The 24,271-nt window shown below is 41.6% G+C and carries 28 protein-coding genes and 2 CRISPR repeat arrays; of the genes, 20 read left to right on the forward strand and 8 right to left on the reverse strand.

Annotation, left to right across the window (positions count from 1 at the left end; all coding sequences use genetic code 11):
- Positions 1-17: 17 nt before the first annotated feature.
- A complete protein-coding gene (locus G3M65_RS01775) occupies positions 18-230 on the reverse strand; it encodes a chromosome segregation protein SMC (protein ID WP_173832861.1) in 213 nt (70 codons plus the stop codon).
- Between the two features lie 233 nt (positions 231-463).
- Positions 464-956: a CRISPR direct-repeat array (repeat unit 28 nt; unit sequence GTTGCTAATCCACCGTGTGGAGTTGAAA).
- Positions 957-1,001: 45 nt separating this feature from the next.
- Between G3M65_RS01775 and G3M65_RS01780 the strand changes: the two genes are divergently transcribed.
- The 17 genes from G3M65_RS01780 to G3M65_RS01860 all read left to right on the forward strand — a co-directional run bounded on the left by G3M65_RS01780 (position 1,002) and on the right by G3M65_RS01860 (position 15,062).
- Entirely contained in the window at positions 1,002-1,274 is a 273-nt protein-coding gene (locus G3M65_RS01780) for a hypothetical protein (protein WP_173832862.1), read from the forward strand.
- Positions 1,201-1,845: a nucleotidyl transferase AbiEii/AbiGii toxin family protein gene (locus G3M65_RS01785; protein ID WP_173832863.1), complete on the forward strand. Its 645-nt coding sequence runs from the start codon at positions 1,201-1,203 to the stop codon at positions 1,843-1,845. Before G3M65_RS01780 ends, G3M65_RS01785 begins: the two co-directional genes overlap by 74 nt.
- Before the next feature lie 55 nt (positions 1,846-1,900).
- Positions 1,901-3,238, forward strand: coding sequence for a TM1812 family CRISPR-associated protein (locus tag G3M65_RS01790; RefSeq protein ID WP_173832864.1), 1,338 nt, complete (start codon positions 1,901-1,903; stop codon positions 3,236-3,238).
- Entirely contained in the window at positions 3,235-4,368 is a 1,134-nt protein-coding gene (cmr1, locus tag G3M65_RS01795; RefSeq protein WP_173832865.1) for a type III-B CRISPR module RAMP protein Cmr1, read from the forward strand. Before G3M65_RS01790 ends, cmr1 begins: the two co-directional genes overlap by 4 nt.
- Positions 4,365-6,182, forward strand: coding sequence for a type III-B CRISPR-associated protein Cas10/Cmr2 (gene cas10 / locus G3M65_RS01800; protein WP_173832866.1), 1,818 nt, complete (start codon positions 4,365-4,367; stop codon positions 6,180-6,182). The genes cmr1 and cas10 overlap by 4 nt, the downstream gene beginning before the upstream one ends.
- Entirely contained in the window at positions 6,163-7,140 is a 978-nt protein-coding gene (gene cmr3 / locus G3M65_RS01805) for a type III-B CRISPR module-associated protein Cmr3 (protein ID WP_173832867.1), read from the forward strand. The genes cas10 and cmr3 overlap by 20 nt, the downstream gene beginning before the upstream one ends.
- The gene (gene cmr4 / locus G3M65_RS01810; protein WP_173832868.1) at positions 7,137-7,817 is read left to right on the forward strand and encodes a type III-B CRISPR module RAMP protein Cmr4; all 681 of its coding nucleotides are present in this window, start codon (positions 7,137-7,139) and stop codon (positions 7,815-7,817) included. The genes cmr3 and cmr4 overlap by 4 nt, the downstream gene beginning before the upstream one ends.
- A gap of 33 nt (positions 7,818-7,850) precedes the next feature.
- A complete protein-coding gene (locus G3M65_RS01815; protein WP_173832869.1) occupies positions 7,851-8,021 on the forward strand; it encodes a hypothetical protein in 171 nt (56 codons plus the stop codon).
- Positions 8,018-8,419, forward strand: a complete 402-nt coding sequence (gene cmr5, locus G3M65_RS01820; protein WP_173832870.1) for a type III-B CRISPR module-associated protein Cmr5 — start codon at positions 8,018-8,020, stop codon at positions 8,417-8,419. The genes G3M65_RS01815 and cmr5 overlap by 4 nt, the downstream gene beginning before the upstream one ends.
- Positions 8,400-9,326 carry a type III-B CRISPR module RAMP protein Cmr6 gene (gene cmr6, locus G3M65_RS01825; RefSeq protein WP_173832871.1) on the forward strand — a complete coding sequence of 309 codons (927 nt, stop codon included), beginning with the start codon at positions 8,400-8,402 and terminating at the stop codon, positions 9,324-9,326. Before cmr5 ends, cmr6 begins: the two co-directional genes overlap by 20 nt.
- The gene (gene cas6 / locus G3M65_RS01830; protein ID WP_173832872.1) at positions 9,307-10,014 is read left to right on the forward strand and encodes a CRISPR-associated endoribonuclease Cas6; all 708 of its coding nucleotides are present in this window, start codon (positions 9,307-9,309) and stop codon (positions 10,012-10,014) included. The genes cmr6 and cas6 overlap by 20 nt, the downstream gene beginning before the upstream one ends.
- Before the next feature lie 370 nt (positions 10,015-10,384).
- A CRISPR array of direct repeats spans positions 10,385-10,721; the repeat unit is 35 nt; unit sequence GTTGCACTTTTATCTGACCCGTGGGGAGTTGCAAC.
- Positions 10,722-10,788: 67 nt separating this feature from the next.
- Positions 10,789-11,439, forward strand: a complete 651-nt coding sequence (locus G3M65_RS01835; protein WP_173832873.1) for a hypothetical protein — start codon at positions 10,789-10,791, stop codon at positions 11,437-11,439.
- Entirely contained in the window at positions 11,430-11,699 is a 270-nt protein-coding gene (gene cas2, locus G3M65_RS01840) for a CRISPR-associated endonuclease Cas2 (protein WP_173832874.1), read from the forward strand. Before G3M65_RS01835 ends, cas2 (G3M65_RS01840) begins: the two co-directional genes overlap by 10 nt.
- Positions 11,696-12,580 carry a CRISPR-associated endonuclease Cas1 gene (gene cas1, locus G3M65_RS01845; protein ID WP_173832875.1) on the forward strand — a complete coding sequence of 295 codons (885 nt, stop codon included), beginning with the start codon at positions 11,696-11,698 and terminating at the stop codon, positions 12,578-12,580. The genes cas2 (G3M65_RS01840) and cas1 overlap by 4 nt, the downstream gene beginning before the upstream one ends.
- A complete protein-coding gene (gene cas2 / locus G3M65_RS01850; RefSeq protein WP_173832876.1) occupies positions 12,561-12,809 on the forward strand; it encodes a CRISPR-associated endonuclease Cas2 in 249 nt (82 codons plus the stop codon). The genes cas1 and cas2 (G3M65_RS01850) overlap by 20 nt, the downstream gene beginning before the upstream one ends.
- Before the next feature lie 31 nt (positions 12,810-12,840).
- Positions 12,841-13,683 carry a glycine--tRNA ligase subunit alpha gene (locus G3M65_RS01855; protein WP_173832877.1) on the forward strand — a complete coding sequence of 281 codons (843 nt, stop codon included), beginning with the start codon at positions 12,841-12,843 and terminating at the stop codon, positions 13,681-13,683.
- Positions 13,680-15,062: an MBL fold metallo-hydrolase RNA specificity domain-containing protein gene (locus G3M65_RS01860; protein ID WP_173832878.1), complete on the forward strand. Its 1,383-nt coding sequence runs from the start codon at positions 13,680-13,682 to the stop codon at positions 15,060-15,062. The genes G3M65_RS01855 and G3M65_RS01860 overlap by 4 nt, the downstream gene beginning before the upstream one ends.
- Here the strand turns inward: G3M65_RS01860 and G3M65_RS01865 are convergent.
- Together G3M65_RS01865 and G3M65_RS01870 are read right to left on the reverse strand one after the other, a co-directional pair.
- Positions 15,059-16,189 (reverse strand): SH3 domain-containing protein, encoded by a 1,131-nt coding sequence (locus G3M65_RS01865; RefSeq protein WP_254426290.1) that lies wholly within the window; start codon positions 16,187-16,189, stop codon positions 15,059-15,061. The genes G3M65_RS01860 and G3M65_RS01865 overlap by 4 nt on opposite strands.
- On the reverse strand, positions 16,186-16,428 hold the full coding sequence (locus tag G3M65_RS01870; RefSeq protein WP_173832879.1) for a hypothetical protein: 243 nt from the start codon (positions 16,426-16,428) through the stop codon (positions 16,186-16,188). Before G3M65_RS01870 ends, G3M65_RS01865 begins: the two co-directional genes overlap by 4 nt.
- A 23-nt stretch (positions 16,429-16,451) precedes the next feature.
- Here G3M65_RS01870 and G3M65_RS01875 point away from each other — a divergent pair, with 23 nt between their 5' ends.
- Positions 16,452-17,084: a hypothetical protein gene (locus G3M65_RS01875; protein ID WP_173832880.1), complete on the forward strand. Its 633-nt coding sequence runs from the start codon at positions 16,452-16,454 to the stop codon at positions 17,082-17,084.
- Positions 17,081-17,956: an FAD:protein FMN transferase gene (locus G3M65_RS01880; RefSeq protein ID WP_254426291.1), complete on the forward strand. Its 876-nt coding sequence runs from the start codon at positions 17,081-17,083 to the stop codon at positions 17,954-17,956. The genes G3M65_RS01875 and G3M65_RS01880 overlap by 4 nt, the downstream gene beginning before the upstream one ends.
- Here the strand turns inward: G3M65_RS01880 and G3M65_RS01885 are convergent.
- From G3M65_RS01885 to G3M65_RS01905, 5 genes are read right to left on the reverse strand one after another with little or no spacing between them, the layout of a single operon-like run.
- Positions 17,931-19,034 carry a glycosyltransferase family 4 protein gene (locus G3M65_RS01885; protein ID WP_173832881.1) on the reverse strand — a complete coding sequence of 368 codons (1,104 nt, stop codon included), beginning with the start codon at positions 19,032-19,034 and terminating at the stop codon, positions 17,931-17,933. The genes G3M65_RS01880 and G3M65_RS01885 overlap by 26 nt on opposite strands.
- Positions 19,027-19,944 (reverse strand): TerC family protein, encoded by a 918-nt coding sequence (locus G3M65_RS01890; RefSeq protein WP_173832882.1) that lies wholly within the window; start codon positions 19,942-19,944, stop codon positions 19,027-19,029. The genes G3M65_RS01885 and G3M65_RS01890 overlap by 8 nt, the downstream gene beginning before the upstream one ends.
- A gap of 17 nt (positions 19,945-19,961) precedes the next feature.
- Positions 19,962-20,903, reverse strand: coding sequence for a bifunctional phosphoglucose/phosphomannose isomerase (locus G3M65_RS01895; protein WP_173832883.1), 942 nt, complete (start codon positions 20,901-20,903; stop codon positions 19,962-19,964).
- Positions 20,904-20,931: 28 nt separating this feature from the next.
- Positions 20,932-21,651, reverse strand: coding sequence for a hypothetical protein (locus G3M65_RS01900; protein ID WP_173832884.1), 720 nt, complete (start codon positions 21,649-21,651; stop codon positions 20,932-20,934).
- An 8-nt stretch (positions 21,652-21,659) separates the two neighbouring features.
- Entirely contained in the window at positions 21,660-23,627 is a 1,968-nt protein-coding gene (locus tag G3M65_RS01905; protein ID WP_173832885.1) for an ATP-dependent helicase, read from the reverse strand.
- A gap of 74 nt (positions 23,628-23,701) precedes the next feature.
- On the opposite strand from G3M65_RS01905, the gene G3M65_RS01910 reads away from it, so the two are divergent.
- Positions 23,702-24,256: a TetR/AcrR family transcriptional regulator gene (locus G3M65_RS01910; RefSeq protein WP_173832886.1), complete on the forward strand. Its 555-nt coding sequence runs from the start codon at positions 23,702-23,704 to the stop codon at positions 24,254-24,256.
- Positions 24,257-24,271: the final 15 nt, after the last annotated feature.

The raw sequence follows: 24,271 nt of genomic DNA on the forward strand, positions 1-24,271 counted from the left end.
AGTTAAGGGGGTAGTATTCATTCAAGAGGTTTGAAAAGTCCCTCCTCGTCCACTTGCATTATGGCGGTCTTTTCTTTGAGTTTTTCCAGCCCCTCTAACTTTTTGGCTATTAGCTCTCCCATTGAGGTGTTCCTTTTTATGCTCTCTATACGCAGGTTTTCCCAGAGGTCATAAGGTAGAGATATAGTGGTTCTCTTAAACTTTTGCCTTTTCTTTTGCTTACCTCTCATAGGTTATATTTTAATGCCTTTATGCTTTTATGTTTTGGCATAAAGATGCAATGATGCTTTGATGTTTTGATGATAGGTGCTTAAAAACCTTGTTTCTCAATGGTTTAAATTTGACAATACCGCACTCAACCTTGCAGAACCTGCCACTTTTGGCAAACCACCTTCACTTGAGAGGGGTATCCCCTTGACAAAAGGCTTGATATGTCTTATTATTCTTTATGTGGCAAGTTGAGGTTGCTAATCCACCGTGTGGAGTTGAAATTGGGCATTTGGGCAAGAGAATTATGGAAAAACCTTTGGTTGCTAATCCACCGTGTGGAGTTGAAATTAACAGAAACATACCTGCTTATGGCGTTTTTTAGTCCGTTGCTAATCCACCGTGTGGAGTTGAAATCTTGTTCTGGCGGATATTCTTTTGATGTTTTCACCCCCGTTGCTAATCCACCGTGTGGAGTTGAAATCTCTGCTCCGGTAGAGATACCTGAGCTTGAGGTGAGCAAGGTTGCTAATCCACCGTGTGGAGTTGAAATCTTTCTTAACCTTAAGCTCCCAGTCCTCTGGGGGCTGTTGCTAATCCACCGTGTGGAGTTGAAATCTTGCTTTTTAAGCATTTAGAAGTATTAGCTTAATCTCGTTGCTAATCCACCGTGTGGAGTTGAAACTAAAGCTTCTATCCTTTCCCAGACTTTACCATATCCGTTGCTAATCCACCGTGTGGAGTTTAAAATGACATCTTTTTATGCTGGATGTTTAAGTGTTATAATTTACACGATGGAGCAAGAAGTATTTTTGAAGAAGTTTTCTTGGGATGGAGAAGAGGGAAGAGAGGAGCTTTTGATAAGGGCTATGCTATATGCAAATCCTCTTGAAATAGCACCGCTTTTTAGGAAAGAAGAGCTAAGAAGAGTGTTTTTGAATAACCTGCATAGGTTTCGTGGGAAAGACAGGAGCTTTTGGAAGGTGGTTTTAGATGTCTCAGAAGAAGAGCTTAAAAGATATTCAGAAAAAAACTTTAGAGAAAATAGTATCTTTATCCCTTACTGAAGGCTTTTATTTGGCGGGCGGAACTGCGTTGACTATTAGGTATGCTCATAGGCTTTCTGAGGATTTTGACTTTTTCACTTTCCCCTCTCACAACTTTAACGCCAATGTGCTCTTAGAAAAACTCAGGAACACAACAGCAGAAATAGTTTCTATAAGCGACGGGACTCTTATATTCTTTGTAGAAGGGGTCAAGTTTTCCTTTTTCAACTATCCGTATCCTCTCTTGGAAGAACCAGAGCTGTGGAAGGATTTGGGTGTATACATAGCAAAAGACAGAGATATTTTGTGTATGAAGGCTATAGCTATAGCACAGAGAGGAAGTAAAAAGGATTTCTTTGACCTTTGGTATCTCATGAATAGAAACTCAATCAGTCTACATAACTTGCTTGAAGATTTAAAGAAGAAGTATGAAAATTATAACCTCGGAATTTTCCTAAAGTCCTTAACCTACTTTGAAGATGCGGAAAGAGAAAAGAACCCTCATATAGACCCCTTTTGGGAAAATATTAAGAAGTTCATGTCCCTGCTCATTAAATCTGAATATAAGCTCTACGACAATCCCTCTCCATAGGAGTCTCGGATAATTATAACCCATTTTGCGGAGTTAATTTGTTATAATATAACCCATGGGGATGGGAGCAAAGGTGGAGGAAGCTGTCCAGTCCTCTAATGCTAATAACCACTTCGTTTTCTGGGTTCATGGTGGTATTCGTGGCAAAAAGGTAGTGGAATTTGAGTATAGAGGATACAAGGGAGATGAAACTATACAGATAATACCGGGTAAAGTCTTGGAAGACTTCTACAAAAATAGCGTAAAACTCTATGCCTTTGTGCCACACTCTCTATATACAAAAAATTGGGATGAAGAGTATAAACAGATACAGCAGGATATTGAAGAGGTTGAGCTTATTCCTATGCCAAGTTTGGGAAATATAAACGGCTACCACTTTGGCGGGACTTTTGAATACATTAAGTTTTGGATATTCCTTAATCTTCTAAGGGTATATCTCTCAAAGGGCAAAGGTATATATTACTGCGATATCTCTCAGGGGCTAAATGTTTATATGGATGCTCTCAGGGAAGCCTTTAGAAACCTTGTGGTCTTTGATAAACTTATGCATTTTTCAAAAGGTTCTATTGAGGCTAAGCTCTTATATTCAGACCCTATACTTCACGGCGTGGAAACACCAAAGATATACGATGATGTAAACATAGAGGTAAAGGTTTGGTTTGACACACCTATAAAACAGAAACCAGATGAAAGCTTTGCAAGGAAACATTGCTTAGATAAAAGCATAGAGAGGATACTAAAGAACTACTATAGAACCTACAGAGCCATAAAATACAATGCACCGGGTGTAGTTATAACCTTTGGATACGATACTCCAGAGAGAATAAAAGAAGAATTGGAGAAACTCTTGAAGAAATACATAGAGGAGTATGACCCGGGAGAGTTTAAGGAGGATGTGAAAAACTATAAATATACAATACCTGAGGCTATTGGAGAAAAGTTTGCTGTCTTCTACTCTTTGGCACTATACTATCATATATCCAAAAGCCTTCAAACACTTGGTATAAAGCCAGAGGGTAAGAGGGAGTTTACTATAAAGGATATGAAAAAGTTTTGCAAAATTTACCTCTCTTATGGACTGTCTGTAAATGTGGATATGCTTGAGATGGATATGGGAAGGCTCGGGAATGTCCGTGCTGGAACAGATTGGGAAATTTACGGAAGATTAATTAATAACAACTTCAGACCAATTCCTACAGAAGAATTATTAAGAGATGATAGGGCTAAAAGGAACTTTTACGCACATTCTGGTTTGGAAAACAATATTGTGGCTGTCAGAAAGGGCGATAACGGGGAGATTTTATTAAAGTATAGGGAAGAGATGAGAAGTGTAGTGGAGAGATTTCTTTACGATGACCATGTATACGAAAGGGCTTGTGAGGGAGAAGGATGAGAAAGTTAACCTTTGAGCTGGAATTTATTACTCCTGCTTTTATAGGTAATGCACAGAAGCAGGCTGAACTTAGACCTGCCAGCTTTGTGGGGCTTTTGAGATGGTGGTGGAGGGTAATATTGGCAACCTATCTCAATAATAGTGAAGAAATATTTAAATACGAGGCGGAGCTTTTTGGCTCTCAAGAAAAAACTGCTAAGATAATGGTAAGAACAAAAGGTCATGTATCTACCGTTGATATACTAAAGGATAGAAGAGAGCCAATATATATGCTTGGTATGGGGGCAAGAGGGAGAACTTGTATCCCTTCTGGCTCTAAGTTTTATTTGGAGGTAATTTATAGGGAAGTTTCTGAGCAACTTGTAAGAAGTCTTGTAAACCTTGCAATTAACTTTAGTGGTATAGGATACCGGGCGAGAAAAGGCTTTGGAAATATGAAAAGCAAAGAAGAGTCTCTAAGCCTAAGACTCCTAAGTAGAGACTATTGGTCTGAAATACTAAGTAAAGACAAGATTTTCAAAGATATACCTAAAATTGGCTCTGGATTTAATGACCTTCCTAACTTGAATAACCTAAGGGTGCTTAGGTATCAAAGGGCTTTTGATAACTGGGAAGATGCCATAAGATTTCTTGGAAACTTATATAGGAAGGTGAGGCTAAGAGATAGCAGAACCTACGAATACGAAACGGGTATAGCTCAATACATAAGGTCAAATCCTATACCTAAATCTATTGAATTGAAAAACTATGTGTTTGGTCTGCCAATAATGTATCAAAGTAAAAGCCTTGAAAAAAGACAGCAAAACAATAAACCAGTAAGACCTCAAGCTCAATTAAACTGGTCTACTCAAAGAAGGCAAGAGAACGAAGAAAGGAGTGATAGAAGAAGAGGCTCTCCTTTTATCTTTCTTGTAAAGGAAGATGGTTTTTATGTGCTTGCTTTTATGTGCAGATTTCTTCCAGAGGGTGCTAACTTTCTACTTCAAACCAAGGGTAAATACTGGGACATATCAGGGATTAGAAAACCCGGCAGGGAAAACCTTCCCTATTCTGAAGAAAAGTTCCGTAGGGATTTTGAAGATGCGGTTTCAAGATTAAAGAGCGTAGGCTTTGTGGAGGTAAAAGTATGAAACTATGCATCTTCACCTTTTCTCCCGTGCAGAGCTTTATATCTCAATCAAGAAAACTCCTTGACCTTTTTAACTCCAGCTTTTTACTTTCGTATTTTACAGAAAGGCTTATAGAATACATAAGAAATAAGGGATTGGGAGATGTGGTGTATCCTGTTTATGCACCCGGGCTTAAAAGCACAGAGCTTGCGGGGTATCCTAATAGAATAGTGATAAAAAGCACACAAGACCTGTGTGAGAGGCTAAGAGAAGTTTTTAAGAAAACTTGGGAAGATACATACAACCATGTTATACTATCTCTCGGTTTATCCACTGGGGAGCGTCTTCAATTTGAAAAACATGTGGATGGATACTTTGAGAGTTTCTGTGAGTGTCAGGACTTTATAGATAAAAAGCAATGGCTTGAGACTATGGAGTTATGTCAAGTGGAAGATGCGGAGGACTATGGATACACTTACGACCTCGTGGAGAGATTTTTGGGTGCTAAAAAGAGCTTTAGGGCGTATAGGGGTAGGGTGGATGAGGGGATCTACAATGGGGAATTTCCGGATGGTTGCACCCTGTGTGGAGAGCGTCCTGCCCTGGCTATAGATTGGGAGAGCTTAAGAAGGAAAAAGAAACTGCTTTTGTCAAGTGGGGAAAAACTCTGTGGCGTATGTCTTACAAAGAGGTTTGCTATGGAATACTTTAGGGAGGTTGGGAGGTTAAACAAAAAGGGCTTTTCATCCACAAAGGACTTTGCATGGGCTCCTTTCAAAAATAGGCTAATAGAGGATAAGAGGAATGACAGAAATAGGGATGTTATAAGCAGGCTGGAATACTTGGTGGGGCTTGTGCTGGGTAAGGAAAGTATGCCAATAGAGTATATAAGTGCGGATTGGCTTGACCCAAAGGATGTGAGAACTATGATGGAAGAGGCGGAGCAGGGAGATAGAAAGTATTACGAAGAACTGCTTGATTTTCTTGAGGGGGTCTTTTATGACAAGGAGATAACGGGCTATAAAAAGCCAGATAACTCCTACTTTGGTCTCCTTATGATGGACGGGGACAATATGGGTAAATGGCTGGGGTTAAAGAGGGAGCTTAGAAAGGAAAAGCTAAGTGAAGACTTCCATAGGAGATTTTCAGAAGGGCTTTCTGAATATGCCAAAAGTGTCTATCAAAAGGCACAAAAGAAAAAACCTTGTGTGGAGCTTGTGTATGCAGGTGGAGACGACGTGTTGGCGGTAGGCTATCCTACAAGCCTTTTGAGCTTTGCGGAAAATATAAGAGGAGATTTCTCAAAAACTCTTAGGTTAGGAAAGGCTACCACAAGTGCAGGCTTGGTGGTGGGACACGAAAGCGAAAACCTTAGGTTCTTACTTGAGGAGCTAAGGGAGGCGGAAAAACTTGCCAAGCGGGAGGGAAGAGATAGGATATGCATAAGTGTAGTTATGAGAAACTCTCAACCTGTGAGTGTTGTTCTTAAATGGAATGACCTGCAACTTTTCAAGAAGATAACCGAGTATTTCAAAGTCAAGAAGGTAGCTGAGCATTCCAAAGACTCTTTAATCTCTCAAAACATGCCTTATGCCCTCAGAGAGGAGTTGTGGCTTTTCAAAGAGGATGCGGACTCCTATAAGCCTATAGTGGTGTCCTTACTAAAAAGACTTTTTGCCAGAAAGAGTAAGTTGAAAAAAGAAGAAGCTACTGTTTTGATAGAAGATTTAGAAAAGGCTGGGTTTTTGAAAGACCTTAACTCTTTAGAGCATCTCTTTTACATAGCACGCTTTTTCTCCAAGTTGGAGGAAGGGAATGAAGCTGTATGTGTTTGAACCTTACGATGTTTTGAGTTTTGGCGGGCTTAGGCATTTTGCTGGGGGAGAAACCCATGTGCAAAAAAGTGCCTTTCCACCACCTATAATGAGGTTTTTCCACATATTTGAAAGGGTTTACGGAGTTTTTCTGTATAAGGATGGTAAGGTGTATATCCCTTTGCCTGCGGACGTGGTAAAGGAAAGAAAAAAGGAAGACAAGCCTAATATAAAGATACTTAAGCTAAATGAAAGAGGTATTCCTCTCCTTAGGGGTGTTGAAGGTGCATACGAGCAGGCAAGGGAATACTTTATAAGTCTTAAAGACTTTTTTACAAAATATGCGAAGGGTCAAGGGGACTTTTCCATCTGTAGCCTTAGGGACTTTATCCAAAAGGAGCAAAGGGTTGGTATAAGCATAGATAAGGACACAAGAACTGCAAAGGATAGGTTTTTATACTCTCAAGACTTTTTGAGGTTTTCAGAGGGTTCTCGTATTGGGGTTTTGGCGGAGGGTTTAAGAGAGGACATAAGGGATAATAGGGTCTTCCTCGGCGGGGAGAGAAGGGTATCTTACATGCATAGTGAAGACCTTAAGGCTTTTGAAAAGCCCGTATCCATACAAAAGGGAAAGCTCTACAAGTTCTATGCCCTTAGTCATCTCTTTATAGAAGGCGGTCTTAAAGGGGATTTGAAAATAGGAAACTTGAGGTTTGAAGTGCTGTGGTTTTTCAGTGCTGGCATAGAGTATGTTTCTGGCTTTGGAAAGCCCTTTTTGGAGATGATAAAGCCGGGGAGTGTGCTTTTGCTGTCTGCTTTGGATGTGGGTGGGATGGGTTGTTCCATATGTCAGATAGAGTCCGTTCCTACGGTTAACTATAAAAAGAGGATGGGTAAGGATAAGAAAACGCTTTGGAATTTGGAAAACTTTTTGCAAAGAGGATGGAATAGTGGAATACTTTTGGAGGTGGAAGGATGAAAAGAAAAACCTATCTAATTGAGGTTTTAACTCCTCTCCATGTGGGAGCGGGTCAGGGGCTGTCTCACGTAGACCTGCCTATAATGAGAGAAGTTCACACAGGCTTTCCCTTTGTTCCCGGCAGTGCTATAAAAGGTTCTGCAAGGGAGTATGCACTCAGAGAAGTCTGGAAAAGACACCTTGCCAACTCGGGAGTGAAACTCTCTGACTTGGACGAAGAGGTTAGCAAGGGCAAAAAGCTAAAAGAGGATGAGGCAAAAAAGATAAAGGATGACTTGGAATACCTAAGGTCTGTCTTTGGCACTGCTGGAGAGTTAGAAGAGGGAAGTGCGGGAAAGGTGTCCTTTGGTGATGCAAGCATTTTACTCTTTCCTGTGAGGAGCTTAAGCCACATATTCCTGTTGGTTACTTGTCCCTATGTTATAAGCAGGTTTGCGCGCACTGTGGGTATGGATATCCCTCCGCAAAAGGTTGAGGACACAGAAGCCCTCTGCTACTCTATGGAGATAACCATAGACGGACAGGTAGTGCTTGAGGAGTTTGTCTTTAAGGCAAAGGAGGCTGGAGAAGACTTCAAAAAGTTTGTGGACCTTCTTGGAATAGGCTATAAGCATAGGGTGGTGTGTGTGAGCGATACGGTCTTTTCTGAGCTTGTGCAAAACTATACAGAGGTGTAAACCCATGTAAGAATAGACCCAGACAAGGGAACGGTGGCAAGTCGTGCACTTTGGACGAGCGAGTATCTTCCTGCGGAGAGTGTGCTTTTTGTAAACCTTTTCCTTGATGAGGACATTGAATATTCCTTGCCGGAAGAGATGTGGCTTGGTGGCGATATGACTACGGGTAAGGGTAGGGTAAAGCTAAGGGAGGTGAAAACATGAAGAGCAAACTTCAAGAGATTGCAAGCTTTGCCTATGACTGTGTGAAAGAGGTAGTAGAGGTAAAAGATAAGGACCTTAAAGAAAAGTATTACTCACACGCAAGAGAGCTACCCTCTATGATAGTCCATAACGGACTTTTAACTACCTGTGCCTTTATAAGGTCAAAGAAAAACGATGAAGCTTGGAAGAAGATAGAGGAGCATATTAAGAGATATCTAAAGGAGATAGAAATCAAAGAAAAGGAGGCAGAAGGTAAGCAGGTGGATAGTCTTGTGAAATTTTTCTCGGGGCTTGACCTTAAGGGCTATAGACTATACACAAGAAAGGTCTTGTATTTTGCACAGTGGCTAAAAAGAGTAGCGGAAGGAGAACTAAAGTATGAAGAGCAGGCTGAATAGTTTCTCAGAACTACCTGCTGGCTTTAAGAGGCAACTTAGCGAGCTTCTCTCAAAGGCAAAATCGCCTCATATTGGTCTTGTCTTTTACAAGGTCTTGGTTTCTAAATTTACAGAGGATGAATTAGAAAAAGGCTTAAAGGCTGAGGAGTTTGCAAGAAAGTTGGAGTCTACTTTGAGAGAACTTGAAAACTACTCTCTGGAAACTCCAAAACTTCCCTGCAAAAAGTCCTTTGAGCTAAAGACCGCTTACAGGTTGGCTATAGGTATGGGCTATCCATCCCTTTTGGAAAACGGCTTTCTTTTCCACCATACTTATGGCATTCCTTACATACCGGGAGAAACTCTAAAGGGCTTGACAAGGCATGTGCTTTTGCTTTCCATATACGAAGGGATAAAGGAAAAACTCGCTTCCACACAAGAGCCTCTTAACTATCTTGATAAGTATCTAAGTTCAAAGGAAGAGGAATTCTCAAAAAATAGCCTTACAGAAACCCTTGACAGGACAGAAATAAGCATAATTCTTAGCGACTACAAAATTAGAAAGCCTCATAGGGTTTTTAGGAGGATTTTTGGAACGCAAGAGAAAAGGGGTGAGGTTATATTCCTTGATGCTTTTCCAAAAAAATTTAACCCTCAGGACCTTGAGCTTGATATTATGAACCCTCATTATGCAGGCTACTACACAGAAAAGGGTAAAAACCCACCGGGAGACTGGGAAAGCCCAGTGCCAATAAAGTTTTTAACCTTAAAGAAGGGGACAACCTTTATATTCTGCTTGGACTATGAGCCTCTTGGAGAAGAAGAGCCTGAGCTTTTGGAGCATGCCTATAACCTACTGAGGGTTGGCTTGGAAAACCTCGGGGTGGGTGGAAAGAAGGCTAAGGGTTATGGATGGTTTGAGGCTTAGGGTTGACCTAAGGCTAAGCGACAAATACCTGCCTCTTTTGTTTAGAAATAGGATCATGTCCGCCCTAAAGAGCCTCTTGGGTGAGGAGTATTTTACAGAGAGAAGTCCAAGACCCTTTAGCTTTTTTCTTAGTTTTCAGGGAGAGCTTGACACAAATAGAAATAGATTTTTGCTAAAAGAACCCTACGCAAGACTATACATGAGCTTTTTGGACAAAAAACTTGGAGAAGAGACCGCAGGAAAGTTAATTAGTCTAAGAGACTTTCCAATAGACAAAAACCTAAAGATAAGCGTAAACTCCATAAAGAGCCTAAGGGTAAAGAAAATAGACCAAAGGGCTATCTTTAAAGTGCTTTCTCCTGCAATAATAGAAGACAAGGAAGACAAGCCTATACTGCCATGGGATAAGAACTTTGAAAGGGAATTTAACCTTCTCCATAGAAAGGTCTTTGACTTACTTGGATATAGCTACGAAGATGTGAGTTTGAGGTATCTCTTTTGGAAAAAGGTGGTGATAAAGCATACCCTAAGAGGTTTTAGAAGGGCAAGCGGTAAGAGGGTTATGTATCTCACAGGCTTTGTAGGCAGGTTTGAGCTGAAGGGAAACCCAGAGAGCCTAAGGCTTTTATATCTGAAGGGTTGGGGCGTTAGGACAGGAGAGGGTTTCGGCTTTGTGGATGTGTTATAATATGAGTAGTGGATTTTCGGGGGCTTTTGCTCCCGTGATATCTTGGCAGTTGAATAGGGCGAGGTTCTTGTAAAAACTCCACGGGTTTTTTGGCTTTTGACTTGTTGCAAATGATACTCGTCTCAAAATTTTATGCATAAGACAGAGTTTTTGAGATTTTGTCTACCTTTAGCTTTTGGTTGTTTTACAAGGCTTTTGGAAGTTTTTGAGATTTTCAGTTTTCTTGTGTGCTTCAGAGCAAGATGTATCAACAACTTCGTGTATAAGCCTTGATACTCAAAGGTTGGATGCGTGTTTATGATATTTATCATGTCAAAAGTCAAAAAAGAGCCTATTCTAATCTTTGTCTTTCAAGGACTTTAAAAGTAGGGTTGCACTTTTATCTGACCCGTGGGGAGTTGCAACGATTCGTACTCCACAGTATCATCAGAAACATACATCTTGAAAAGTTGCACTTTTATCTGACCCGTGGGGAGTTGCAACTCTCCAAGCACTGCTCTTATAACATCTCCTGCAGTGTTTTGCCCGTTGCACTTTTATCTGACCCGTGGGGAGTTGCAACACATCCGTTTGGATATTTGTTGCTTGAAACTAGTCTATAGTTGCACTTTTATCTGACCCGTGGGGAGTTGCAACACTAGGCAAGTCTTCTTTTACCAAATACCTGGAGGAGTTGCATTTTTATCTGACCCGTGGGGAGTTGCAACTACTGTTATCCTTTAGATAAAAAGATGTCAGATTTCCAAGACCTTCCTCGTTATATAAATTCATAGCATGAGTTACCCGGATAACCTGAAGATTGGTATAGCTTTTGACACTAATAGTTTAATAAGGTTCAAAGACTGTGATGCTATCATCTATTTTGGAGACGAACCTGAAGAGGTCAATACACCTCTTGTAATTGTCAACCAAGATTATAGGATAAAATTTTGCAACTTCCCAATTATTGACCGTGAAAAAAGTGCAGAATATATAAGAATAACAAGCTACTGGCTACATGAAATATATAAAAAGCCATACGCATATATAGAAAAGAGATTTCACGATCTGCCAACCAAGTTAAATATATTTGAAATTATAAAAAGGAGAAAGAAGTATTTCAATATAGCTATTGCACTCTGCGTACCTATATTCTTCCTATATGAAGGTATTCCTTTAAGTAAACCATTTATTCCCTATGGTTTCTACAACATTAAAGAAAAATTTCCTTTAAGCGTATATAAGTGGATACTTTCTCCATTAGCTTACTTTTTTGCAGTAAGCGAATACAGGGTAGATATGCATGTTGGATTTAGTCTAAAGTCAAAAATGGAGATAGTAAGGAGTTTCCTGTCTTTTCTCTGTTGGGAAGAAACGGAGCTTTACTTTTCCTATGTGGGATTTTTCATGCAATTCTTAAAAAAGAAGCTTGATGTATGGCTATGAAAAACTGGGTTATAGTTTATGATATAAGCGATAACAAAAACAGACTAAAGGTTGCGAGAATTCTAAAAACTGCAGGTTTTCACATACAAAGAAGCACGTTTTATATTACAGATATGGGTAAAAATCAAGTAGAAAAACTTGTTGACAGATTAAGACCGTACTTAAATGAGAAAACAGACAGATTTTTTGTATATCCTGTGGAAGACATGGAGGTTGCTGAAGGTTATTTTATAAAACCTTGGGATATTTTTGTGATATGAGTATACTTGTAATAATTTCAAACGGTTATAGTGTTTACAGAAAAAAGGGAAGGCTTAATATAAAAACAACTAATGGTGAGAATAGCTATCCTGTCTCAAGACTTTCAAGCTTATTTTTGGTAGGAGGTGGAACTATAACCACTGAAGCGATAGGAATGCTCTCCAGTGCTGGGGTGAGTCTCTGTCTTATGTCAAAAAATTTCAGGATTAAGGGCATTTTCATTCCAGAGGAGAATATTGGTTCTATAGTGGAAAGGAGAATCCAGCAATACACACTGTGGAAAAGTTCAAGACTTGAGGTAGCAAAAAAGATAGTTAGCTTGAAAATTGAGAGAATACAGCAAGAGTTTAAAACGGATTTGAACCATTATCTGGCTCTTGTAGATAAGGTTCAAAGCATTTCAGAGCTTATGGGATACGAAGGGCTTGTATCTAAAATTATGTTTGATATACTATCAAAAAGTGTGCCTATTTTTAAAGAAAGAAGTTATAGACCACCTACAGACCCAGTAAACGCAGTGTTGAGCTTTGTGTATACTCTTAGCTACCAAAAGGCTAAAGCTATCCTACTATCTCTTAGTTTTGACCCATATCTTTCCTTTTTACACAATGGAAGAGGTAAACATGCAGGCTTTGCTTCAGACCTTATAGAACCTGTAAGACCCATACTAACAAGGTTTGTTATGAAACTATTCATAGAAAACAAACTAAAGGAAGGATACTTTTCAAAGAATGGGAATAAACACATAATGAGTAAGGAAGCCCTTAATATCCTAATTGAAGAATACACAGATGTCTTGCGGGAAATTATAGAAAAAATGTACAAAGACCTATTTAAAATCCTTAAGCTTGAGTACCATAATGAGACTTGTGATTTATGACTATACCTCGGAAAAGATAAGGGGGAAAGTAAGAAAATCTCTCAAAAAGAAAGGTTCACATGTTCAGCTCAGCGTGTTTGAAACGGGAGAAGACCTAAGTTCTATAAAGGAAAAAGTAATCAAGGAAAACAGTCTCAACTTCCGTCTCGTGGTTTTCAGGCTAAGAAGAAACGCAGAGGTTATAAAGATAGGGAGAGCTTTTGATGGCAGTGATGAAAAAATCCTATAAAAACCAGCGAAGTTAATGTAAAATAACACTCATGACCTTCCAAGAGATTATCATGACCTTGCATCGCTTTTGGGCAGAGAAGGGCTGTGCGATTTGGCAACCCTATGATATAGAGACGGGTGCGGGAACTATGAACCCTGCCACCTTTCTCAAGGTGCTTGGCAGAAAGCCATGGAACGTGGCGTATGTGGAGCCTTCAAGGAGACCAAAGGATGGACGCTATGGCGAAAACCCTAACAGACTTCAGCACTACTTTCAGTTTCAAGTTATCCTAAAGCCTGCACCAGACAACCCTCAGGAGATATACTTGGATAGCCTAAGGGCACTTGGTATAAACCCAGAGGAGCACGATATTCGCTTTGTAGAAGATGACTGGGAGTCTCCTACTTTGGGTGCTTGGGGTCTTGGGTGGGAGGTGTGGCTGGACGGTATGGAAATAACTCAGTTTACCTACTTCCAGCAGGCGGGTGGGCTTGACCTTGAGGAGATATCGGTGGAGATAACCTACGGGCTTGAGAGGATTGCCATGTATCTTCAAGATGTGGACAGTGTGTTTGATATAAAGTGGAACGAGTGGCTCACCTACGGAGAGGTCTTTAAGCCTGCGGAATACCAGTGGAGCGTATACAACTTTGAAAAGTCAGACCCAAAGGTGCTTTTTGAACTATATGAAATATACGAAAAGGAGACCAAAAGGCTTCTTGAGGAGGGGCTTGTGCTTCCTGCCTATGACCATCTTCTTAAATGTTCTCATACCTTTAACCTCCTTGACGCAAGGGGTGTTATCTCTGTCCAAGAAAGGGCAAGATATATAAGAAGGATGAACGCCTTAGCCCAAAGGGTGGCAAAGCTATACCTTGAAACCATGACATGAAAGTTATTCCTTACGGCGGTGCAAAGACGGTAACTGGTAGCTGTTTCTATGTGGAGGCAAGGGGTCTAAAACTTCTTATAGACTGTGGAATGTTTCAAGGTCTTGAGGAAAGGAAAAACCGCGAACCCTTTCCCTTTGACCCAAAGGAAATAGACTATCTTGTGCTTACACATGCTCATATAGACCATTGTGGAAGGATACCGCTCCTTGTGAGAGAAGGCTTTAAAGGTAAGATAATCTCCACAGAGCCTACCGCCAAGTTAGCCAGACTTATGCTCCTTGATGCCAGCAAGGTTATGTATGAAAACTACAAAACCGCCCTAAAAAAGCTTCAAAGGACTGGGAAAGTGCCAGAACCACCACTCTATGAAGAATACGATGTGTTAGAGGCTATGGAGCTTTTCAAAATAAGGCTTGCCTACGGGCAAGAGTATAGGCTATCTAAGGGTATAAGCCTAAAACTCAGAGATTCTGGACATATTCTTGGTTCTGCCTTTGTGGAGCTTGAAGTATACGAGGACAAAAGGCACAAGAGAATAATCTTTTCTGGAGACCTTGGAAACAAAAACAAGCCCATAGTCCACGACCCAGATACACCTTCTCTTGCGGACTACGTCTTTATAGAAAGCACCTACGGAGACAGAAATCATAAAGGCTTTGAAGAATCAAAGGAAGAGCTACTTGATGCCATAAGGTACGCTATAGGAAAAGGTGGAAATGTGATAATTCCCTCTTACGCCCTTGAGAGAGCCCAAGAAATACTCTATGTGCTAAGGGAGTTTTACGAACAAGGCAGGCTTCCAAGGTGTGAAATCTTCCTTGACAGCCCATTAGCCATAAGCATAACAAAGCTCTTTACATCCCATCCAGAGTTTTACGACAGAGAAACCTACAGGGTCTTTTTGGAGAGAAATCCCTTTGAACTTCCCAACCTCCATTACACAAAGGAAGTGGAAGAATCAAAAGCCATAAACTCCATAAGCTCTGGTGCAATAATAATCGCAGGCTCTGGTATGCTTAACGGCGGAAGAGTGCTTCATCATCTTAAATACAACCTTTGGCGTGAAGAATGTGCCATCGTTTTTGTAGGTTATCAGCCTCGTGGAACCTTAGGAAGAAAGATAATAGAGGGTGCGGAAAGTGTAAGGATATTTGGAGAGGAGATAGCGGTTAGAGCAAAGGTTTTTACCATAAACGGCTTTTCTTCCCATGCGGACCAGCAGGGTCTTATTGAGTGGCTCTCTTACACCTCAAAGCCCAAGAGAGTGTTTTTAGTGCATGGAGAAGAGGAGAAAATGAAGGTCTTTAGCAAGGAAATAAAGGAAAAGTTGGGTTTTGAATCTCACATACCAGATTTTGGAGAAAACCTTGAGCTTTAGTCAAGCACCCTCACCGCTACTATAGATTTATATAAGTTTCTCAACCCGTCTCTTTCAAGGAGGTTTTTATAGATGCTGTTTACATGCCATTGAGACCCATCCTCCCTTCTTAGTTTATGAACCGCATGGTAGATAACTGGCTGACCTTCCTCAAAACCCCCGTATATCATTACATGACCTCTCATAAAAAGAAGCGTCCTAAAGGGTGGCAGGGCTCTGAGAGTTTCTTTAAACTCTTCGTAGCTACCAAAACCCTCCGCTACAAGCCTGCCTATCTGTGCCTGCTGAGAGGAGTTTCTTGGAAGCTCAAGTCCATATATGGCATAAAGGCTTTGCACCAAGGAAGAGCAATCCCACCTTCCCTCCTTTCCACCCCAATCGTAAGGTGTGCCAAGAAGACTGTCTAATATGGACTTAGTCCTTTTTTCGTTAAAGGCTATATAGCCTTCCTCAAGACCCTCTGTCCTTTTTATCCATACCCTCCTCTTGTCTGGAAGGACTACCTTGTAGATGTCTCCCTTCTTCTCTTCGTAGTAGACCTTTGAACCAAGTCCAAAGACAGTGCTATCTACCTTTACGCTTCCCTTGGTTACCACCAAAAAGGGCAGGCTCATAACTTTGAGAAGCTCATTTCTTTCCACAAAAACCACATCCTCTCTCCTTACCCAGCCTCTCATATAGGGTGCATGCGCGTATAACCACTTTCCACTCTTTGAGCTATGAAGTATAACCAAAGGAGTATGAGGCTCAAGAAGCGTATACTGGTTGTAGTCTATTCTTGGGTTTCCCTTATGAACCACCGCATCGCTCGGATACATACGCATATTGGTCCTTCTTAGGGTCCAGCCATACCCCACAGAAACCTCCTCTGGTATGGCAGAGAGGTTAGCCTCCTCCATAAAACTCTCAAGGTCCTTTTCTGTAAAAAACCTCTCTCCTATGAAAAGCCTGCCCTCTGGAAGCCTGTCCTGAGTCATCCAATCTCTTATCTGTTCTCCTCTTAGCCTTTGTGGAAACTCTTCTATTCTTTTCATGTATTCTATAAGTCTGTAGGACTGCTCGTTTATTTCTGCTTTATCAAAGGCAAAGGAAAGGTTAAGAAGGACAAGAAGTATGAGAAGTCTCACACTTGCCTCCTAAAGCCTCCTTTAAAAACCTCTTCTATCCAGCCAAAGCATATACGATAATTCTCTTCAACTCTTTTCTCAAGTTTTTGGAGAAACCTCAAAAGCTCTTCCCTTTCCTCTTTGCTCATTTTTGGGATGCTTTTCATGATATTTTCCAACTCCTCCCTTAAGGCTTCTGGCTTAAAAGGGTCAAGAGAAAGCCTTTCTAACTCTTTGAGTTTTTCCTTAAGGTTTTCCACAGTTATGTATTATAATGAAGGTCATGAGAAAATGCGTATTAGGACTTGGTGTAATTCTGTCAGTGGTTGCCTTTTCACCCGCTCAGCAGGTTAATCCCTTTCTCGTGCCAGAAAGGGCAAACTCACGCATAAATGCTAGCGTCCAAATAGCCAGGCTACTAAAAGACATGGGTTATAACCGCATTGCAGTGGTCTACATGGAAACCTCAGACCTGTGTGCTCTCTTTTCTGCTTCTTTGGTAGCTTCCTTGAGGACTTTGGGTGTGGAAGCCTACTATGTAAAGGGTGGAGAGGGTCTTGAGGATAGGCTCAAACTGCTTCAGCCCTTTCATGTTTACATGGCTTATTTTGGAGAAAGACCTCACGAAGAGGTGCAAAGCCAGTTTAACCAGGACCTAAAGAGGGTGCTAAAATATCAGGAAAAACCAAGCCTTGTGCTTCAACCCTCCCTTTTGGGTTTAGGTTTTGTAAGTGGTATACTCGCAGATGAAACCTTGTCCTACAGCTTGGAAAACCATCCTATGCTTAGCTTTGTCTTTGAGGAGGGAAGGGTAAAACCTGCGAGGGTGGTTATAAAGGACTTTGAAGTAAAAGTTTCTGTGCAAGAGCCAAAGGCACCACAAAAACAACAACCAACCAGACAGAGGAGAAAGTGAGGCTCTTTGCCCTTTTGCTCTTTATAGCCTTTACCTTCTCACAGGAGAAACTTTTCCACCTAATGGGGACATACGCCCTTATTGAACTTCCTCAAGGTAAAGAGTATGAAGCCTATAGATACATGAGAAGCCTTGAGGAGAAGCTCTCTGACTACTTGGAAGGCTCTGAGGTCTCTCAGATAAACCAAAAGGCTGGCAAGGGTTGTGTGGAAGTCTCTGAAGAGACCCTTGAGGTCATAAAAAAGTCCCTTGAGGTATCAAGGTGGACAGGGGGTGCTTTTGACATAACAGTGGGAAGCTACACTATAAACTACAAAAGGAAGGGTATGCTAAAGGAGGAGGAAGCCAAAAGGCTTATAGACTACAGGAAGGTGAGGATAGAAGGAAATAGGGTATGTCTTTTGGAAGAGGGTATGGCTATAGACCTTGGGGGTGTTGGCAAGGGTTATGCGGTGCAGAAGGCTTATGAGATGTTGAAAACGGACTGGGGCTTTTTGTCCATAGCGGGCGACTTGAAGGTCTGGGGACACAAAAGACGCCTTGCGGTCTTTAATCCTATAAACAACAAAATACTCGCAGAAGGCTATAATGCAAAAGACCTGTGCCTTTCAACGGGTGGAAACTATCTAAGAAGGCACATTCTGGGTAGGGAAAATAACCTGCTCCAAGCGACAGTTGCCTATGGAGATTGCACCATTAACGATGCAATAGAGACTGCTCTTTTGGCTATGGATGACCAAAGCAGGGAGAAGTTTCTTAGGGAAAATCCACACATAGGTGTTTTGCTTCTGTTTAAGGATGGGAGCATATACATAAACAAGGCTTTTATGGAGTATTTTGAAGGGCTTAAGATATATCCAACAGCTCCCTAAAAAGCTCCACATACTTGTCTACAGTGCTTTTTATTGAGTATTGACTTGCGGTTTGAAGTGCCTTTGTGGAAATTTTTCTGTATTCCTCTTCTGAAAGGCTTAGAGCACGGGACATCTTTTGCGTTAAGCCCTCAAGGTCTCCCACCTGCACTGCAAGACCGTTCTCACCATCCACAAGATAGTCCCTTATGCCACCTGCAAGGGTGGATATTACCACCTTTTGGCAAGCCATAGCCTGAAGCACCGCCCCTGCTATACCCTCAAAGTAAGAGGAAAAGACAAAGTAGTCCGCCATATTCAAAAGCTCTGGCACGTCTTCCCTAAAGCCAAGACCTATTAATCTACCTTCAAGACCATACCTTTTTGCGTATTCTGGTGCATGCCTGTCCGTTTCAAGTCCTACGAGGATAAGAAGGCAGTCCACACACTCAAGCCTTGAGAAAGCCTTTATAAGAAGAGGTTGACCCTTATGCTCTGGGTTCCAGTTGGCTACATTTATGAAAACCCTCTTGCTTGGCTCTATGCCTAACTCCTTTCTTTTCTGTAGTGCCTTCTCCCTTCCCAAGGGTCTGAACCTCTCAAGGTCAAGCCCGCTGGGTATATACACAAGCCTTTCTGGAAAGAAGTTTTCCTCTTTTAGCCTTTCAAAGGTTGTCTTGTCCACCACCACTATCCTGTCCGCCACAGCGTATTTGAAGGTTTTTGATAGGAAGTTTGAGCTTTTGCCTGTTCTTTTGTAGGCTATTATTTTAGGCTTTTTTCTCAAAAAGGATATGGCTACCCTTACAAAGTCAAGGGCATGAGGAGAATTGGCTATCACTATATCAAAGCCCTCTTTTAGCACCCTCCAAAGCCTGTAGTAATTGGCAGGATTAAACCTGGAGAGCTTGTTGTGGTTTTCAAAAAGATGAAACTTAACTCCAAAGTCTCTTAGCTTTTCTCTCATGAGCTCATACTGAAAGGAAAGAGCCATGTGGACTTGAAAGCCTCTAAGAGATAGCTCTCTTGTTATAAGGTATGTTTGCTCCTTTGTCCCTCCCCAGCCAATACCATCCACAACCTGAAGCACCCTAAGCATTGTTGGATTCTTTCTTTTTTACCACCAAGGAAGCGACCACCGACAAGAAAATGGCACTGCCAATAAGAAGCAAAGAAACCTCCACAGGTATCTTGTAAAACTCCGATAGGAGCATCTTTACACCTATAAAACCCAGTATAAAGGAAAGCCCATAGTGCAGGTAGTGAAAGAGAGGCAAAACCCCCGCAGCGGCGAAGTATAGAGACCTAAGCCCCAATATGGCAAAAATGTTAGAAGTGTATACCACAAATGGGTCTTTGGAAATGGCAAGAATTGCAGGAACAGAGTCTATGGCAAACATTATGTCTGAACTCTCTACAAACACAAGAGCCAAGAACATGGGCGTGGCGTAAAGCCTTCCACCTTCTTTTATAAAAAACCTTCCATCACCATTATGAGGTTTTAGAGGAATAAGCCTTTTGGCTATCCTATAGACAAGGGTCTGCTCTGGATGGAACTCCTTTTCCTCCGTGGTAAGGAGCTTTATGGCAGAAACTATAAGGATTACGCCAAAGATATAAACAACCCAATGGAAGTGTTTTATAAGCTCAAGCCCAGCAAAAATAAATATTGCCCTAAAGACTATGGCACCTAACACTCCCCAGAAAAGCACCTTGTGCCTGTATTCCTCTGGGACCTTAAAGTAGGAAAATATGAGGATAAACACAAATATGTTGTCAAGGCTCAAGGCTTTTTCAAGCAGGTATCCCGTAAAGTATTCCACAGCCCTATCGTAGCCTCTATCAAAATAGACAAAAACACCAAAGGCAAGACCCAAAGCTATCCAAAAAGCAGATAAAAGGAGTGCCTCTTTTAGAGAAATCTTGTGAGGGTTTCTATGAAACACAAAAAGGTCAAGAAAAAGGGCAGTAAAAACTACTGCACCAAAGATAAGCCACTCTAACTCCATGTATGCATATTATAAACTCAAGCTAAGCTCTTCTTTATAAAGTCTATGACCTTAACTGGTATAGGGTCTTGTCCATATATATCTGCCAAGTATAGGCTCACCCAGTCTCCAAGATAGGTAAGGTATAGAAGTCTCTCTATTAAACTTTCTCCTTTTCCAGAGAGAACCTTCAAAAGCACGCCAAGGTCTTCAAAGACCTGACGAGTTATATCCACTCTTTTTAGAATTCTCTCGTGGTCCTGTGGGTCATAAAGCAAGACAAAACCGCATAGGTTTCTTATTTGAGGGTTGTCCAAGCCTACCACCTCGTTGTGGTGCATTTCAGGCAAAATGGCATTGTAGCAAAGGGTTTTTGAGTTTTCGTTTATCTGGGTCTTCCACCTAAAGGCTACAGGCTCTGTAAGAGGCGTGCCATAAACCACTGGCAGGTAGGTAAACATATTTTTGGCAAGCTCTTGGGCGGTCTTTTTTATTTCCTCCTTATTGGTCTCTAAGTGCTCTCTTACACGCTCCACAGAGCCATCCATTCCAAAAAGGCACAAAAGGGCAGAAAGCATAAAGCCAAGTGCATATCTGGGTGGATATCCTTCTGGAAGTGGGATATGCACAAGTCCTTCTCTGTTTGCTATTTCCCTTAGTTTCCCTCCAGAGCTAACGCAAACTGGCTTTAGACCCCTTTGGAGTGCCTCCTCAAGGACGCTTATGGTCTCTTCTGTGTTTCCACTGTAGCTGGTGCAAACCAAAAGCCAGTTATCTTTTACAAAGGCTGGCAGGTCATAGCCTCTTATGGAAAGCACAGGCTTTTCCGCAGAGAGAAACAACTTCATAAAGTCTCCCACAATCCCAGAACCACCCATACCACTAAAGACCACACCCGCATAGCCTTCAAGAGAAATAGGCTGGCACTCTATTTTGCTAAACTGCTTGGGAAAATCCTCTGCCATAAGGTAAGCATCCATACCACCCCTCCTCTACGAAATTTTAAAACTAAATCTCCAGTATTACTTGCTTTCCACCCTCTACCTTGAGTTTTGGTGTATGCCTTAAGAGGTTTATGGAAAACTCAAGGTTGTCGTAGAGGGTTATGGAGTAATTATCCCAAAAGACGCATGTCCCTGCAAGGCAGAAATAGCCTCCACTTGTAGGTGCTATCTGCTCCGCTATTAAGAGGGTATAGTGTCCCATATTAGACTGGGCAGTGTCTTCCGCACGCACCACCACCTTTATGTCTGGCATGAGAGGTTTTATAGAGGCACTGCAGGCGAGCATAATCTTGTTTACATTGACCTCGTTCTTCTCGTTTTTGTTATACCTTCTTATCTTTGAAGTGACCAAAAAGTATTTGTCTCCTTGGTGGTTGTTTACCTCGTCTATAACCTCATCTGGGTTTAGCTCCATGCCAAACCTTCTGGCAAGAGTGTTGCAGGTGTCCGCTATGTGGTCTTCGTTTTTGTAATAGCCAAGGAGAATGACCTTTTTACCCTCCTCCCAGACCCACCTTTCCACGTCTTGGACTTCCTTCTCTGTGAAAGGAATCTCGGGGTAGTTAAATACTATGGTGTGGTATTCCTTGAGTTTTTCCCAGTTGTCCACCTCGTGGACTATTAGCCCTCTCTTTTCCGCTTCTCTTTGAAGTATGGAAAAGTAGTAGTAGTCCGTTATGGTAAACTCTTGATGGGTGATGCTCCAAGCAACCTTTGTCTGCATGCTTTACATTATACCACAGGCTTTAAAAAGGCGGTATGTATGCTCTTTCTACCAGCTTTGAACTCCACAAGAGCCTTGGAGTCCTCAATGGCAAGTATAACTCCCTCACCAAAGATTTCATGCAAGACCCTATCACCCACCTTGAAGTCCTTCAAGCTCTTTAGCTCTGGCATGTAGGTGGTCTTCTTCTTTGCAAAGGCGGAAAGGTCAAGAAGCTCCTTAGGAATTAAAGAAAGAAACCTGCTTGGCTTGGAGTTTCTTGTGTAGGTCATAAAGAGAAGCTCCTTAGCCCTGGTTATAGCCACATAGAAAAGCCTTAGCTCCTCTTCCATCTCCTCTTGGCTTTCCTTTGCCTTTTCGTGTGGCAGTATGCCCTCCTCCAACCTTGGCAGGAAAACCACATCAAACTCAAGCCCCTTACTGGCATGTATAGTGCTTATCTTAACAGCACCCTCCTCCTCTTCCCTTTCTGTGAGAAAGTCCACCTCCTCAAGCACATCCACAAGACGGTATCCTTCGGAGTGCTTTTGCCTTAGGTATCTCAAAAGCTCTTTAACATTTTCTTCCCTTTCTTCCGCATCCTTGTAGCTTTCCCTTAGATAATCCCAGAAGTCTATCTCCCTCAAGAAGTCCTCTATAGCCTGAGGATAGTCCTCAAGTCTTTTGTAGAGCCTTGAAAGTTTCTGTAAAAAGCCATAAAGCTCCACCGCCTTTGCCTGTGGTAGGCTTTTTAAGATAGCCTGAGAGCCCGCAAGACAATTGCCCCTTCCTGCCTGAAGTATATGCTCCAAAGTTTTTTCTCCTATACCCCTTGTGGCAACCTCCAAAGCCCTTGAGAAGCTAACCGCATCGTAAGGATTGGTAAGAACTCGGAAAAAGCTAAGCACATCCTTTATTTCCGCCCTTTCAAAAAACCTTATGGCACCCACTATTTTGTAAAGAATTCTCATCCCAGCAAGGGCTCTTTCAAAGGGTTCTGTTATGTATCCCACCCTCACGAGTATGGCTATTTGATGAGGCTTATAGCTCTGGAGTAGCTCCTTGACCTTGGTGGCTATCCAAACCGCCTCTTCCTCTTCCCTTTCAAAGCGTCTAACAGTTGGCTTTTGACCACCTTCCTTTACAGGTCTAAGGGTAGGTATTAGGCTCTTCCATTCTGCATTAGAGGCGGATAGCACTGCGTTTGCAATATGTATTATGTAAGGTCTTGACCTGTAGTTGTATTCAAGCTTTATCACATCTGGGTTAAAGTCTTCCTTAAAGCGAAGTATATTGTCCGGTCTTGCATAACGCCATTCGTATATGCACTGGTTTGGGTCTCCCACCACACAAACATTTTCTCTTGCCAAAAGTTTCAAAATCTCATACTGGACTGTGTTCGTATCTTGAAACTCGTCCACAAGCACAAAGTCAAAGTTTTCTCTTATGCTTTGGTTTTTAAGGAGTAGCTCTCTTGTATATAGCATCAAGGTGCTAAAATCTAAAAGGTTCATACTTTTTAAAGCCTTCAAATACTCCTGCAAAGCATATTCAAGTTTTTCATCATAGGGTTCTCTTAGGTTTTCAAACCTTTCTGAAAGATAATTTTTTAAGGTCTCTGGTTTTGTGTTTATGGACTGCGAGAGCTTTTTTATTATCTGGTTTCTATCTCCTTCAGAAAGTATGCTAAAGTTGGTGCTTATCCCCACTTGCTTACCCTTTGCCCTCAAAAGCCTCAAAGCCACAGAGTGAAAAGTGCCAGCCCATGGTAGGTCTACGCCCGCTACCCTCTTTACCCTATCCCTTATCTCCTTACCCGCCTTGTTGGTAAAGGTAATGGCTAAGAGCCTCTCCGGTGCTATGCCCTTTTCCCTTATGAGAAACTCCACCTTGTGGGCGAGGGTTTTGGTCTTTCCAGAGCCAGCACCCGCTATAATAAGCAGAGGCTTGCCAAAGTGCTTTACCGCTCTTTCTTGAGAAGGGTTTAAGCCTTCCATGGCTTAGGTTTTAAGATTATAAAGCTAAGAGAGTAAGCAAGTTCATACTGACCTACTGTATAATAGAATTTACTATGCGTAGAAAAGGAACAAGAGAAAAAATTCTTGATGCTTCTCTGAAGCTATTCTCTGAAAAGGGTATAAGAGAAACCACCATAAAGGATATAGCGAGGGGAGTTGGTATAACAGAGGGAGCCATATACAGACACTTCAAGAGTAAGGATGAGATAGTTCTTGGTCTTTTTGGTTTATACTCGGAGGAATTCTACAACAGGCTCTTGTCTGGTGTAAGGTCTCCCATAAGCTACAAGGAAAAGTTTTACCTGACAGTTCATAACTTTCTGAGTTTTTGTTTTGAAAACCCTTCCGCCTTTAAATACCTTGACCTCTTTCATTACCTTAGAGCTCAGGATGTGAAAAATTTTAGTCCCCTTCCTAAGGACGCAATTCTTGAGCTTATAGAGGAAGGTATAAAGGCAGGTTTTGTAAATATAGAAAAAGAATACGCCCTTGCGGTCTTTGTAGGAACCCTTGAAAGGGTTTTCTTGCTTGTGGAGGCTGGGCTTTTAGATAGAAAGGAGGGTCTTGAAGAGGAAATAGCGGGAATAATATGGAAGGCTGTGAGTTAAAATTCTCCTTAGGAG

Origin of the sequence: Hydrogenobacter sp. T-8 (assembly GCF_011006175.1) — a bacterium.
Classification (GTDB): domain Bacteria; phylum Aquificota; class Aquificia; order Aquificales; family Aquificaceae; genus Pampinifervens; species Pampinifervens florentissimum.

Bases quoted from the DNA above. Each gene is read 5' to 3' on its own strand.
- cmr5 (WP_173832870.1), top strand. From the start codon at position 8,018: ATGAAGAGCAAACTTCAAGAGATTGCAAGCTTTGCCTATGACTGTGTG.
- G3M65_RS01885 (WP_173832881.1), bottom strand. From the start codon at position 19,034: ATGCTTAGGGTGCTTCAGGTTGTGGATGGTATTGGCTGGGGAGGGACA.
- G3M65_RS01785 (WP_173832863.1), top strand. From the start codon at position 1,201: ATGTCTCAGAAGAAGAGCTTAAAAGATATTCAGAAAAAAACTTTAGAG.
- cas6 (WP_173832872.1), top strand. From the start codon at position 9,307: ATGGATGGTTTGAGGCTTAGGGTTGACCTAAGGCTAAGCGACAAATAC.
- cmr4 (WP_173832868.1), top strand. From the start codon at position 7,137: ATGAAAAGAAAAACCTATCTAATTGAGGTTTTAACTCCTCTCCATGTG.
- G3M65_RS01895 (WP_173832883.1), bottom strand. From the start codon at position 20,903: ATGGATGCTTACCTTATGGCAGAGGATTTTCCCAAGCAGTTTAGCAAA.
- G3M65_RS01900 (WP_173832884.1), bottom strand. From the start codon at position 21,651: ATGCAGACAAAGGTTGCTTGGAGCATCACCCATCAAGAGTTTACCATA.
- G3M65_RS01855 (WP_173832877.1), top strand. From the start codon at position 12,841: ATGACCTTCCAAGAGATTATCATGACCTTGCATCGCTTTTGGGCAGAG.
- G3M65_RS01875 (WP_173832880.1), top strand. From the start codon at position 16,452: ATGAGAAAATGCGTATTAGGACTTGGTGTAATTCTGTCAGTGGTTGCC.
- cmr3 (WP_173832867.1), top strand. From the start codon at position 6,163: ATGAAGCTGTATGTGTTTGAACCTTACGATGTTTTGAGTTTTGGCGGG.
- G3M65_RS01910 (WP_173832886.1), top strand. From the start codon at position 23,702: ATGCGTAGAAAAGGAACAAGAGAAAAAATTCTTGATGCTTCTCTGAAG.
- G3M65_RS01775 (WP_173832861.1), bottom strand. From the start codon at position 230: ATGAGAGGTAAGCAAAAGAAAAGGCAAAAGTTTAAGAGAACCACTATA.
- G3M65_RS01905 (WP_173832885.1), bottom strand. From the start codon at position 23,627: ATGGAAGGCTTAAACCCTTCTCAAGAAAGAGCGGTAAAGCACTTTGGC.
- cas1 (WP_173832875.1), top strand. From the start codon at position 11,696: ATGAGTATACTTGTAATAATTTCAAACGGTTATAGTGTTTACAGAAAA.
- G3M65_RS01835 (WP_173832873.1), top strand. From the start codon at position 10,789: ATGAGTTACCCGGATAACCTGAAGATTGGTATAGCTTTTGACACTAAT.
- cas2 (WP_173832874.1), top strand. From the start codon at position 11,430: ATGGCTATGAAAAACTGGGTTATAGTTTATGATATAAGCGATAACAAA.
- cas10 (WP_173832866.1), top strand. From the start codon at position 4,365: ATGAAACTATGCATCTTCACCTTTTCTCCCGTGCAGAGCTTTATATCT.
- G3M65_RS01890 (WP_173832882.1), bottom strand. From the start codon at position 19,944: ATGGAGTTAGAGTGGCTTATCTTTGGTGCAGTAGTTTTTACTGCCCTT.
- G3M65_RS01790 (WP_173832864.1), top strand. From the start codon at position 1,901: ATGGGGATGGGAGCAAAGGTGGAGGAAGCTGTCCAGTCCTCTAATGCT.
- cmr6 (WP_173832871.1), top strand. From the start codon at position 8,400: ATGAAGAGCAGGCTGAATAGTTTCTCAGAACTACCTGCTGGCTTTAAG.
- G3M65_RS01780 (WP_173832862.1), top strand. From the start codon at position 1,002: ATGGAGCAAGAAGTATTTTTGAAGAAGTTTTCTTGGGATGGAGAAGAG.
- cmr1 (WP_173832865.1), top strand. From the start codon at position 3,235: ATGAGAAAGTTAACCTTTGAGCTGGAATTTATTACTCCTGCTTTTATA.
- G3M65_RS01860 (WP_173832878.1), top strand. From the start codon at position 13,680: ATGAAAGTTATTCCTTACGGCGGTGCAAAGACGGTAACTGGTAGCTGT.
- cas2 (WP_173832876.1), top strand. From the start codon at position 12,561: ATGAGACTTGTGATTTATGACTATACCTCGGAAAAGATAAGGGGGAAA.